Genomic DNA, 14,368 nt, shown 5'->3' on the forward strand with positions numbered 1-14,368 from the left:
CTCGATAAAATCACTCTTCTGTTGCGGCTTTTTTTTCATCTAAACCTGTTTCCAATCCCTGCTCTGAGTGGGGCAAGAATAACCTTCCAGTCCCCATTCAAACTTGACAAATGCCGGGAATCGACATTGACCATTGCTGTTTGGGCTTGTAAATAACTACCCTAAAGAAGAAAGATCAGAGCAATCAACATCTCCTTTTAAACACTATTTTCTCCCTATTTTTGTTCATCTTACTTTTGGTTGTTTTTACTAATCACTTCGCCTGGACGAAATACCATTAAATTCACATTAATCTAAATTGCCTGGTTTATATATGAACTTATCAAAATCAGCATAAGCTTTAGTATTTTTACTTTGAGATGCGGCATATAATCCAATATAAACTCCGGTGAAACCTCCATTGGTTTCAGAACTCAGATACCATACGTTTATCTTGTTTAAGAAATTAAATTGCTTACCATCAAGGGAATAATAAAACGAGTAAAAATCTTTATCTCCTTTTACTTTTAAATAAATTTTATTATCTGGAATTTCCATCTCGTATGCAATGTGGTTCAGTGCTCCTATATGATAACGTACTAATAGTTTACGTTTACCCTTTTCTGATTTTTTTAAAAAGATGTCATAATGTGCCTGACTCGAATACAAAATTGTCATTCCAGCTTCGTCACCTTCCTTTGCATCATTTAACGACAGTACAGTGGTAGCCGAAAAATCAATATGCTCTTGTCTGCGTCCCACGAAAGTGGGTGAATCGTTATTATCCAAAGAAACCGGGCTTGCTTTCAGCCTAAATGAACCTTTTTTCTCTGTGAGAGAATAATTATTCATAAATGGGTTTCTAAGGTAGTTCCAATCAACACTTAACTTCGTTTCATCAAAATCGGTAGATAAGTCTTGCTGCTTTACTGGTTTTAAAGGTAAAGTAGGCACATTCATATTTATGTCAACTGTGCCGTTACCATTTATCACGGGCCAGGCATTTGCATCCCATCTTACCGGAGCTAAAAAAGTTTCACGTCCCAATACATGATGCAATAAGCTTTGTGGACGAAAGCCCAGAAGTACCATCCACCACGAACCGTCATGAGCCTGAATAAAATCACCATGTCCGGTACCTTGAATTGGATTGTTTTGAGAAACTTCATTCATGTGCGTAAAAATCGGATTAGAGGGATTCGACTCATACGGCCCATAAATAGCTTTGCTTCGCGCAATTGTCATTTTATGTCCATATTCAGTACCGCCTTCAGAAATAAGCAGGTAATACCATCCGTCTTTTTTATAAATATGCGGTGATTCAGGATAACGCCCTCCTGTACCGTTCCATACAATTCTGCTTTCAGTAAGCTTTTTTCCTGTCTTAATATCTATTTCAGAAATGGTGATGCCTTTGCCATTTGACACAAAGTAACATTTACCGTCTTCAAAATATAACGTAGGATCAATACCTCCCTGATCCACATAAACAGGTTCTGACCATTCACCGGCAGGATTATCTGTATACACATAAAAATTCCCACTGGATACATTTGTGGTCACCATATAAAAAAGACCTTCATGATAACGGATTGTAGGTGCATAGATCCCCGCAGAAGGCAGGCATTTGTCTAATTTGAGTTGGGAAGGACGGGTCAGGCAATGCCCTATTTTTGTCCAGTTAATTAAGTCTTTGCTATGAAAGACCGGAACACCCGGAAAATATTCGAAACTACTGGTTACTAAATAATAATCATCACCAACCCTGCACACACTGGGATCCGGATGAAAACCGGAAATGACAGGGTTTTTATATCCCTGGGCGTTTGAGTAGTGATAGAAACCAAAAACACAAACTAAAAGAATAATTATTTTTTTCATATTAATTTATTTAAAATCAATTACAATGTCCTATTTTAAAATAAAGTCGACTGTACCTCTGATATCGGTAGCCGAAGCTCCAATCATAATTTTGAATTTACCGGGTTCTGCAACCCATGCCTTTTTTTTGTCATCATAATACAAAAGAGCCTCTTTTGTTAAGGTGAAACTCACCATTTTTTCCTCTCCCGGTTCTAAAGAAATTTTCTCAAAACCTTTTAATTCTTTAACCGGACGGGGCAAACTTGACTTTTCATCGTTAACATACAATTGAACTACTTCTTTTCCCGCAACTTTGCCTGTATTTTTTATTGGAATTGTCACCACTAATGAATCGGCTGCTGTAATTGATTTTGAAGAAACTATAGGTTTCCCATATTGAAATGTAGTGTAACTCAATCCATATCCGAATGGGAAAAGAACAGGCATGTTTTTAGTATCATACCAACGGTATCCAACTAAAATATCCTCTTTGTAATACACGTTGACACCATCACCCGGATAACTGAGTTTATCAAAGGCATGAGCTCCTGCATCTTCCAGTTTTTTAGGAAATGAAATAGGGAGTTTTCCTGAAGGGTTTACTTCACCGGAAATAATATCTGCCAAAGCATTTCAGGACTCAGAGCCCAGATACCATCCCTGCACCACAGCAGGAACTTTATCTAGCCAGGGCATCAAAACCGCATTTCCACTTAGTAAAATTACAGCTACATTTTTATTGACTTTCTGTATCTCTTCAATTAATTTATCTTGCCCGAATGGTAAACTAAGAGATTTACGGTCACCACTTTCACAATCCTGAAAATAATTTTTATTCAACCCGCCGACAAAAAGAACCACATCGGCATGACGGGCAACGGCAACAGCTGCGTTTTGCAATGAGTCTATATTTAATTTAGAGGGTTCTTCCGCTCCATAAAGCGGCGGACCTGAAGCATATCCCATGCTGTAAACAATATGATTTTCACCATATTTATTCTTTAATCCCTGTAATGGTGTAATTTCATAAGCAGCTTTCAGCGACGTAGAACCTCCCCCAACAATCAGACTGCGTGTAGCATTTTCGCCTATCACAGCAATCTTTGTGTATTTGCCCTCCGGGATAGGCAAAAACTGTTTATTATTTTTAAGAAGGACAATGCCTTCATCTGCTATTTTTCGGGCCGCTAAGCTATGTTCAGGCGATACAAAACGACCAAATGGGCGATTGGCACTCATGGTAGTGCGAAAAATCATCCGCAGGATTCGGCTTGCTTTTTCATCAAGTTTCGATATTTCGTATTTCCCCGATTTAATTCCTTTCAAAAACGGATCGGCCAAATAATAGCTGGAAAAAGGGAAATGACCTTGTGTCGTTAATCCATTGGTATAGGTACCCATTTCAATATCAAGTCCACCATTGACGGCTTCATCGGTATTGTGTACACCTCCCCAGTCACTGACTACCACGCCATCAAAATTCCAATCCTTTTTCAGAATTTTATTCAACAAAAAGTCGTTATGACAGCAATGCACACCCCATATTTTGTTGTATGCACCCATGATTGACCAAACATTCCCTTCCTCAACCGCAGCCTTAAAAGCGGGAAGATAAATCTCGTGCAACGCCCGGTCACTTACATTTACATTAATTTCGCCACGGGAAATTTCCTGATTGTTCAATGCAAAGTGCTTTACGCACGCAGCAACTCCATTAGACTGTACACCCTGAATGTACGGAACCACCATGCGTGAAGCCAAAAAAGGATCTTCACCCATATATTCAAAATTCCGGCCATTGAGCGGTGTACGATAAATGTTGACTCCCGGTCCTAACAACATGGTTTTGTTTCGGTATCGGGCTTCTTCTCCAATAGATTTACCGTAAAGCTTCGATATCTCAGGATTGAATGTTGCCGCAAGACATGTTAAGGCGGGAAAAGCGGTGCAAGAGTCATTTGTCCATTGCGCCCCACTCCATTCATCCCATAATTTCTCATCGCTCACGCCATGCGATCCATCGGCAGACCATACATCCGGAATACCCAGCCGGGGAACTCCTTTTGAACTGAATTTTGACTGCGCATGACAGAGGGCTACTTTTTCTTCTAACGTCATCCTTGACAATGCATCCTTTATACGAGCTTCTACAGGTTGGCTTTCGTCTAGGTATACAGGCTCCTGTGCCCATCCGTAAACAGACAACAGCGTAAAAGATAGTAATACTAAAACGTTAATTTTTCTTTTTTTCATGATATTGTATTCTCTTCTATTATTTATCAAACTACTTTCATTTTACTTTATTTATGACGGAATTGATGGCTGAGTCGGAGCATTCAATTAGCTTTAAAACAGACTATTTTTTATTTTATTTCGTTAGTAATCACTTTATAGAGCGCAGGAGTTGGAACTTCTGTATTCCTGGCTGATCCTAATAAAAGTTTTGTTTGGTTCATTTGTATCATTAAGAATGTCTGAATCGTAAATAATACATTTTATAATAATTCTATTTTATCTCCCCAACAAACCCTCCTCTTGGAAGACAGTCTATTTTCAATGTATCCCCTTTTTTAACTTTTATTATTTCTGAAGAAAAAGATTTATCATCCTTCCCGTCTTTGATAAGCTGAAAACTATGGTTTCCTTTATCTAGAAAATCAAATTTCACCAGTAAGGTCTGAGCAACATCTTTACCGTTCAATCCGGCGATATACCATTGATTTACTTTTTTACGGGCAACAATGACTTTTTCCTCTGGGTAACCGTCAATTAGTTTTGTATCGTCCCAGGCAGCCGGAACTTTTTTCAAAAAGTCTTTTGGTTCTGCCGGCAAAGATTCATATGCTGACGGCCTGTCGGCAAAATGCTGTAACCCTGATTCAAATACAACAGACAAAGCCAGCTCGTGAGCATAAGATGTTATATGTGTATGCTGCGAATTTGAAAACGTAACAGGGGTGTAATCCATAGAACCAATTACATTTCGTGTAAACGGAAGCGTAGTATTATGACCTGCTGCTTTATTGGTCAATACCTGATCATTATTGTACCATTCTGCGCCATAAACTGCTTCTGTTGTCATCAGGTTAGGATAAGTGCGCGCCCAACCACGGGGAATTGTTGCTCCATGAAAGTTTACCATTAAATGATATTTTGCAGCTTCTTTTAAAATATCAATGTAATACTTCATCATATCCTGGTGGTCACCAGCAAAAAAATCGACCTTAATTCCATACACACCCATTTTATTCAGCCACGCAAATTCTTTGGCACGTTTTTCTACTGTAAGTAAACGATCATAAGGGGTCGGGTCGAGCCAGATTGAACCGGAATTATACCATATCAATGGTTTTATTCCTTTACTTTTTGCATAGTTTACCGCATCGATTATAGTCCCTCCATTGCTCATTACATCCCATTCCCAATCAATTAGCACATAAGGCCAATTCATTTCCACTGCTAAATCAACATATTCAACTATCTTTTTGTAATCCTTGGAACCGTGATTGTTTGCCCAATAAATCCACGAAACCGCACCTGGTTTAATCCAATCAGTATCTTTTAATTGGCTTGGTACGCTAACATCGGTAATTAAAGTTGATTCAACAATATCTGATAATTTACCAACGATAATTGTATGCCACTGAGAATTCCATGGTAATGTAGTCTTGACTCCCTCCTGTTTAAAATTATCACGAGCTGAAGGGTACGTAACCTGATATTCATTACTGTTTTTTAAATTAATTAGCTTTGCTCCGCAATTATTTTCTGTTATATCTGCTTCAGAAATTAATCCCCAAACTGGCTGATTATTCACTTTGTATAAAGCAGGAAAACCCCATTCCTGATATTTATTAATATTCAAACCCGTTTTGTTCAATGGATAAAAACCTTCATATGCAAGATTGAAAGGCTGCATCCAACGGGATGTACTGTCAGGCAAAACATACGTTGTAGCCTCACTTATAACATTAACTTTTAAGTCTGACTGATTTGGAAAAATATAACGAAATGCAATACCATCATTATAAACCCTGAAAACAATATCTAATGGCTGCTGATTGGAATTTTCAAAACTGAATGTTTTTTGGGTGCCTAAATTCTCACACAATTGGCGTTTACCACAAACCATTTTGTACGTATCGTGTATTGAGACAGGTTTTGATGTGGCAATCAAATGCAAGTTATCTGCAAACTGCTCATCGGTACGATTAATACCTAGTTTAGAATCCGGTAATACTTCTGTAAACTTGTTTTCAATTTTATACAATACTTTAAAAAAAAGATGGTGTGCAGCATTTTTATCGTGCAAATTCAAAATAACTTTTATTTTTCCGTTAGGCGAAATTATTTCCTGTGCATTTATACTAAATGAACTTAAAATAATAAATAGAAAAAGGATAATATGTTTCATTGCTATTTTATGCATTATTTATTTTGAGTTGATCTAATACTTATACTATTTCCTTCCAATTGATCGGATGTTACAGTTAATTTAATTTCACCAGCCTGATGATTGCTTTTAATTACTATTAAAGCCCTGCCATGCCATGCTTTGCGTGTATTGCCTACATATTGTTCGAAGTCTTTCAAATCAGCATTATCTACTCCGGCAATGACACCCGGTCCATCAATTTTAAAATTCAAACGGTTGGTGGCGTTAGGTTGAAATGTCCCATCCTTATCAGTCATTTCAATAGTTATGAATGATAAATCCTGTCCGTTGGCCAGTATTTCTTTTCGATCGGCTATCAATTTTATTTTTGAGGCATCACCGGCCGTTTGAAGAATTGTTGATTCAATTTCCTTATCATTTTCTACTCCGACAGCTTTAAGCAAACCTGTAGCATATGGAATCGGAAAAGCAGCTTTAAATTGCTCCTCTTTAGTGGTTTTTTGCTCACCAATAAGTTTGTCGTTCAGGTATAACCTTACTTTTGGATATTTTGAATATACTTCAACCTGAACAGTTTTCCCTTCAAAAGCAGGCCAGGTCCAGCTTTCCCATGTTGGATAAACCGACCACAGTGTTTCTTTGATTTCTAACGGTTCCGGGGCTGGTTCACGAACTGCCATGTAGAGTTTTTCGTTAGTATTACACAACATGCTTCTGTAATGCGAAATAGGTTTTCTCCAGCCAATCAGATCGATATCACCGCAATAAGCACCATGATAAGGGAAGAAATCATTTTCCCAATGCTGGCCGGGAACTTCTCCCGAATAATAATAACGCCCGATACCTGACTCACCCAAATAATCCATGGCTGTCCAAACGAAATCCCCGATTACGTAATTGTTTTCCTGTACCAATTTCCAATTATTAAAAGCATCTTTTGGATAGGATTCGGTTTGAACGATGATACGTGAGGGCACTCTTTTATGATCGTCCGGAGCAGTATGCAGGTTGTAATTATAACCTGCAACATCATGTACCGCCATCAGCGGATCAAACACTTCCCACTTTCCGTTAGCTACAATTGCGGATGTAACAGGACGGGTATTATCCATTTTCTTTACTGCTGCTGAAAGCATTTTAGCCGTTTCAACAGCCTCAGGATCTGCCCTTTCGGGTATTTCATTGCCTATACTCCACATGAAAACCGAAGGGTGGTTACGGTCACGCAATACCATTGCTTCTAAATCGCGTTGCCACCACTCCTTGAAATATTTTGCATAATCATAGGTGGTTTTTCCAATTTTCCAACAATCGAAAGATTCGTCCATTACCAGTAAACCTAATCTGTCGCAAGCGTCAAGAAATGCCTCAGAAGGGGGATTATGGGAAGTCCTCACGGCATTAAATCCACCGGCTTTAAGCAATTCAACTTTACGTTCCTCGGCACGGTCAAAGGCAGCTGCACCTAAGCAGCCATTATCGTGATGTACGCAACCGCCGTTTATCTTCACTGTTTTTCCATTAAGCTGAAACCCATTTTCGGCAGTAAATTTGATGGAACGGATACCAAAATTGGTTTTTGTGTCGTCCAGTATTTTTTTGTCTTTTACTACCTGAACCCGGCCCTGATACAAATACGGCGTTTCCGGTGTCCAGAGCATTGGATTTGATACTTCTATAGTTTGGGTGATTTCTTTCTCGCTATTGGCAGGAAGCTCAACCTTCATCTGATCATCTCCCGCACTTTTAAAGCTCCTGTTCCAAAGAAGAGTTTTTACAACAACGCTTTGGACTGATGCTGTTTCATTTTTAACCTTGGTTTTCACCAGTACAGTTGCTTTTTTTGAAGATACTTCGGGAGTTGAAATAGCAACACCCCAATTTGCAACGTGTACAGGATCGGTAACCATCATCCAGACATGGCGATAAATTCCTGATCCACTGTACCAGCGGCTGTTCATCTGTTGTGAATTGTCGACACGTACCGCAATAACATTCTCTTTTCCAAAATTCAGATAAGGTGTAAGATCGTAACTGAATGATGAATAACCATAAGGATAAACACCAAGCGATTTTCCGTTGATAAAAACTTCGGAATTCATATAAACACCTTCAAAATAGATAGCTGTTTTTTTTGCTTTCCAGCTATCAGGTACCTGAAAAGTTTTGCGATACCAGCCAATTCCTGACGGAAAATATCCTCCATTTGGACCAGTAGTATTTTTAGGATGAACTTTTCCTTCGATACTCCAATCGTGGGGCAAATCAAGTTTGCGCCAGCCTGAATCATTAAAATCATTTGCTTTGGCTTCAGCAGAAGCATCGCCTAAAAAGAACTTCCAGTCATAGTCAAATAACTGTTTTCTTTCTATCCCATTTTGTGCATAGCCTGAAAAAAAGCTTATAAATAGTATAAATACAAATACTATTTGTTTTGCAAAATATTGTCTTTTGTATGAATTTAAGCCCTTCATTTTGTTGTGTTTATATTTCTATTTTGTATTATGAATATGAATATTCATTCATCGGTATGTTATGTGTAATTATAACAAAGACTTTACAATGCCTTGCAGAGGAAACTATTATCTTAATGCAAAGATCCGGTACAGTCCTGCACCATGCTGTGGCAAATCTTGCTCAAAGCTCCCCCCAAAAGTTCCGAGATCTTTGTGATTCCACAAATCGCGGACTTTTACTTTACCTTTTATATTAATAGCTTCAAAGTTTACTTTTACATTGGCTTTGTCGGGGAAATTTAATGTTCCTTTATCAACCAAAACTCCAAAATTCACTGAGCCTATTTCCTGTGTAACGTAGCCGGTTGCTGTAAAAGAATCATATCCTTCCGGCAATTGATAAACGATCACAGACTCTCCATGAGCACCAATTCCTTCTCGTGTTTCATTATTTATAATAATTGGGTTATTGTCGCAGGTACGATTGACATTCGCTTCTCCCCAGCCTGAGGTTGCGCTAAGCCATTTGAGGCTGGTCAGTTTTAAATCGCCTTTGGAACCATGAAGAACAGGATCGACCCAAACGATATGATCCCAATCAGAACTGTTTCCACCATCTTTCACAAAGAGAACAAGTTTTTTACCCTCTTTTACCGATACTTCTATCTTTTGCGAACTTCCTTTGCCGGCAATTATTGGACTTACATAATCGGCATTGTTTAAATCAAGATTCTCTCCCTTGCTTTGCGCGTTGAAAAGCGCTACATACTTGTCTTTGCTATCAGGTACATCGGCTGTCCACACAATCAGATTCTTTTCGCGAGACACCTGACGGTTATTTATACTGTGTTGATTTACTTTGAGCATTTCGGGATTGGTGAGCATTTCCGTGGTAAAATCGTCTAGCCTGGTCATATCTCCTCCAAAAATAAGTGGCGAACGACCAATAGCCCAAAGACTCATAAGCGTATATTGTTCATCTTTGGTGAAATTGGTTGGGCGTTTGAATTCAACAATTCCAATGGGGAGCATATCAGCATCGGGGAAATGTCCGGGGCCACGAAAAGGTGTCCACACATCCATTCGCTCAAACATGCCTTGCAACAATCCCCAGCGATCCCAAAAATCATCGGTGATACGCCACATATTGGCATGATTCATAACATGATCGCCCATTTTAACCGGCGTTGCTCCCGGAGATAAACTTAACAGAATATGACGCCCGGTTTTATCTATTGCTTTGCGGAGAGCTTCAATTTCTGCTTTTTGCACATCATCGTAAGGTCGTGAAATATCGTCACACTTAATAAAATCCACTCCCCAGTCTGCATACATCTGCACAATGGAATTATAGTAAACCTGACCTTCAGGGCTATTAGCATTAACGCCATACATATCAGGATTCCAACCACAGGTAGCGCTTTTAATGGCAATATCCTGAGCTTTTACTTTTGTGCCGAGTACCGGTGTATTTTTTTCGACAGCCTGACGAGGAATTCCGCGCATAATATGAATGCCGAATTTCAGTCCTTTGGAGTGTACATAGTCTGCAAGGTGTTTGAAACCTTTTCCATCTGCAGCCGAAGGAAATTTTTTCAAACCTGGCGTTAAGCGGCCATATTCATCCATGGCAAGTATCGCCTTCGGGTCGTAAGAATGTCCTTTTGAATCAGGCTCATACCATTGAATATCCACTGTGAGATAATTGTATCCGCTTGGTAAAAGATATTTTGCCATCGCATCTGCCTGTTCTTTTATTTGCTGTTCGGTAACGGTTGTTCCAAAACAATCCCAACTGTTCCACCCAAGAGGTGGTGTAGACGCCCATTCGTGATATTTTTTTGGGGCTGTTTGTGCATTTATAACACTAAAAACAAGTGCCAAAAACAAGGTAAGTTTATATTTCATTTTTATTTTAATTTGGTAAAAAAACAAATATTATAGTTTTTTTATTTTAGTTTAATTATTCGGTATTAGGAACGTAAGCTAATCCCTAATACTCATTTAGTATAGTCGCATACACTCCGTACGACTCATTAGTTACTTTGTAAAAAGGCAGAAGCGTATATTCTTTTCCATAATTTTTCAATGCAAAGGACATAGAATTCTCCCGTTTAGATATATTTTTCAAAATATCTGTCTCATTTCCTTTTAATATTGTTTCTTCATTAACTTGAAATGCTAATAAAACCGGTCCATAAAACAGTGCAACTACATTTGGATTATCAGGCATTTTTTTAAAATTAAAATGATACTTAAAACGTATTTCTATCTTATCCCCGTTTTTCCATTTTCTGTCAATTATAAAATAAGACATCGGAGTTACATTAGTTGTAATGAGTTCTCCGTTTACCAAAACCTGAGTTTGTTCGTCAGCCCAGGACGGGATAAATAATTTCAATGCAAATGGCGTCGTTTTATTAGCCGTTATGTTAAATTTTACAATAGAATTATCCGGAAAATCGGACGATTGTGACAAATTAATTCCTTTAGATTTCCATTTCACAGTCGAAGGAACATACAAATTTACCCAAAGGTTATCATCGTTATGAAAATAAATATTAGCATTTAAGTTCGTAAACGCTTCAATAGTTGTTCCGTTACAACAAAAAAACTCACTGGGGCCGGCAAAGCCTTTCTTATTCGGAGAACCCAATGGCAAAGAATAAACATTCCATCCCGTTTCGGCATTTTGCAGTGCAAAAACAGAATTATAAAGCGTATTCATATATACATCAGCATATTCGGGTTGGGCAGTCCAACGAAACAAAGTACTTGTGATTTTTTGAGTGTTATGTGAAACGCATGATTCAGATGTTTTGTCAGTAAGAGTTGTACTTAAACAATCTGGTTTTCCCCAATGTTCTGAAGTTTGAGCAGTTGGAGTTGTAGCAATAGGCCTTGGACCACTACTAGAACCATTGACATAAGAATGATGATGTTCCAGCATATCCCAAAAATGGGAAACAACATCACGATAATAGCTGTCTCCGGTATTTTCATACCTTTTGGCAAATCCAATTATCAAAGGCAAATGAGTATTAGAATGCAATCCCGACAAAATATCTTTTCCCTCATACAATGGCTGACTGAACCATTTACGGTCAAAAAGACAAGCCAATTTGTAATGAGTTGAATCTTTGGAAATTTCAAATAAATTCTGTAATACATCATTCATTCCACCCGCTTCATTTGCGGGATTTGCCTGAGGAGTATATAGCATTTTTTCAATCGTTTCAGGCGAAAGTTTATCCGTACGCTCTTTTACATAAGCAGCCATATTAACAACTATTGCATAGGCTTTTTTATTTCCTGTATGCTGATAAACATCTAGCATTCCCTGCATAATTTTATGATAAGTATAGTAGGGGGCCCAAACGCCAATAAATTGTGTTTCCAGTACAGTAAAATCTTTTTCGGGGAATGCGCTCAGGTATTTGCCGCCCAATTTTTGCTGACAGTCTTCAAGCGCATCAACCATATATTTCACACGTTTTTGAAGCAAAGTATCGCCCGTTTTTTTAATCAAAGAAGCAGAAGCCGACAAATAATGACCTACAAAATGCCCGCGCAATCCCACTTTAGGTGACTCCCAGCCTTCAAGCGGTTTCGCTTTCGATTCAATTCCGGCATTTATTCTAAAATTGTGTAATAGCCTATCCGCATCAAACTGATAAATATACTTTGTATTGACAGTCTCCCGCTGCTTTATCCATGACTCAGACAAAATAACATCTTCATTTAAAAATGCAATGGGCCGCTTCGCCTTGTCAAGGAATGATTGTCCAAAAAAAGTCTGGCAAACCAACAAAAATAACCCAATATATTTTGCCTTATTTTTCATATTGAAAATTGAATATTAGAAAAATTGAATTATAATATTGAAACTGTCACTCTAAATTTAGAAACAATTACTTCATAGTTATTTTAAAAACAATTGCAATATTATTGGGAATAAATTTTGGTTTTATAATTACCAATGCATCTGCTACTTGTTTCCAGGAAATTTTTTCTTTACTGCCAAGAAGTTCAATTTTTTTGATTTTTCCTGTTCCTTCTTTTTTTGCTAGGGACTTCAATAAAATATTTTCTGTAGGCTTATCCATCACTGTAACATACAATACATTTCCTTTCTGATTGTATCGAATATCTTTTGCTGAGTATTGTATTTTTCCTTCATTAAATCCCTGGCTATTAATAGGGTTCGATAGATCAACGGCTGGTCCTTCACCGTACAGTTTCCAAGGGCGGGTGTCGAATATGCTTTCTTTGTTTATGTCCATCCAAGCTGCAATACCCTCAAGAACAGCAACTTCTTTGTCATCAATTGTACCATCTCCACGCACAGGGATATTAAGTAATAAATTTCCATTTTTACTGACAATATCTACTAAAGCAAGAATGACACTCGCAGCCGATTTATAACGGTTTTCATCATACACCTTTCTATTATAATGCCAATCACCAATACAAGTACAGGTTTGCCATGCTTTTTCTTGTGGTTTGTCAGGTGCTCCACGTTCTACATCCCATACCATACATTCCTTTTGTTGTTCAGTGAGTATTTTACCAAACAGAACCGCTTCAAGCTTACCTTTGTGGCTTGCCATATTATGGTTGTAGTAGTGAGCTGCTATTTTTAAACCAGCATCGCTAACCGGATACAATGGGAGTGCTGTATCATCAAAATAGAGCAGGTCAGGGTTGTACAAATTAATAAGGTCCATAGTGCGGTTATAAAAATTTTCACAGTACGCCTGGGAAGGCCATGAGCTTTTATCCTGCCATTCCCAATTCCATCCCTTCCCCTTGCTTACTTCATGATTTTGTGCATACAATTCCTGAGGATCCAATCCTTCCCACCAAGTACCTTTTCCTGCTGCTTTTGTAAGTTTTCCATCGTACGGAATACCGATAAATTCTCCAGATTTATCGGCGCCCTGTGCCGTTTCGTACCACATCCATGCATGGGCAGCATGTACACTCAATCCAAAAGGAAGCCCCTCTTTTTTAGCGGCTTTTGACCAACCATTTATAATATCCTTTTTAGGACCAACACGAACTGAATTCCATTCCTGGTACTTGCTGTCCCATAAATCCAGATTGTCGTGATGATTCGCCATCGCAAAGAAATATTGAGCACCTGCACGTTTGTATAACTTTACCAGTTTTTCAGGATCCCAATTCTGGGCTTTCCAGTCTTGAATTACATCTTTAAAGCCTACTTGGGAAGGGTGACCATAATGAGCAACATGCCACTTGTAGTAATCAGAACCTTCTTCATACATACCACGTGCATACCAGTCGCCCTGTTCAGGCTGACACTGTGGCCCCCAATGTGCCCAGATACCAAATTTGGCATTGCGAAACCAATCAGGAACTTTGTATTGGCTAAGAGATTGCCAAGTTGGCTTAAACTTTCCAGCAGCAACCTGTTCCTTAGCTTCTCCCACAGGCAATGGAAAATTTTCCTGAGCCTTCAGTAAACATGAGAATAGCATAAAAACTGCTATGGACAGACTAACTTTCATTGAAATTTTTAAATTCATAATACTATTATTTTGCTTTTTACCAACGGGTATCTGTTGATGACTTTGTCTATGTTGTTTTATCAGATTATATTTGAATTTTTTAAAACTACTTTTTCCTCCTATAAAGTACAAAGGCTTATTTT

General features: G+C 38.3%; 6 protein-coding genes and 1 pseudogene. All 7 read right to left on the reverse strand.

The annotated features are described in order from the left end of the window. Positions 1–288: 288 nt before the first annotated feature. Positions 289–1,860 carry a glycoside hydrolase family 43 protein gene (locus HAV12_RS18310; RefSeq protein WP_171570923.1) on the reverse strand — a complete coding sequence of 524 codons (1,572 nt, stop codon included), beginning with the start codon at positions 1,858–1,860 and terminating at the stop codon, positions 289–291. Between the two features lie 30 nt (positions 1,861–1,890). Continuing rightward, positions 1,891–4,095: pseudogene (locus HAV12_RS18315) on the reverse strand (beta-glucosidase). Between the two features lie 253 nt (positions 4,096–4,348). Next, a complete protein-coding gene (locus tag HAV12_RS18320; RefSeq protein ID WP_171571718.1) occupies positions 4,349–6,256 on the reverse strand; it encodes a glycoside hydrolase family 97 protein in 1,908 nt (635 codons plus the stop codon). 14 nt (positions 6,257–6,270) lie between these two features. Then, the gene (locus HAV12_RS18325; protein ID WP_171570924.1) at positions 6,271–8,712 is read right to left on the reverse strand and encodes a sugar-binding domain-containing protein; all 2,442 of its coding nucleotides are present in this window, start codon (positions 8,710–8,712) and stop codon (positions 6,271–6,273) included. 108 nt (positions 8,713–8,820) lie between these two features. Continuing rightward, positions 8,821–10,602 carry an NPCBM/NEW2 domain-containing protein gene (locus HAV12_RS18330; protein WP_171570925.1) on the reverse strand — a complete coding sequence of 594 codons (1,782 nt, stop codon included), beginning with the start codon at positions 10,600–10,602 and terminating at the stop codon, positions 8,821–8,823. A gap of 85 nt (positions 10,603–10,687) precedes the next feature. Continuing rightward, positions 10,688–12,538, reverse strand: coding sequence for a beta-L-arabinofuranosidase domain-containing protein (locus HAV12_RS18335; protein ID WP_171570926.1), 1,851 nt, complete (start codon positions 12,536–12,538; stop codon positions 10,688–10,690). A 67-nt stretch (positions 12,539–12,605) separates the two neighbouring features. After that, positions 12,606–14,357: an alpha-L-fucosidase gene (locus tag HAV12_RS18340; protein ID WP_240345186.1), complete on the reverse strand. Its 1,752-nt coding sequence runs from the start codon at positions 14,355–14,357 to the stop codon at positions 12,606–12,608. Positions 14,358–14,368 lie beyond the last annotated feature (11 nt).

It is taken from the genome of Flavobacterium sp. CLA17 (assembly GCF_013112255.2).
GTDB classification, from domain to species: Bacteria; Bacteroidota; Bacteroidia; order Flavobacteriales; family Flavobacteriaceae; genus Flavobacterium; species Flavobacterium circumlabens.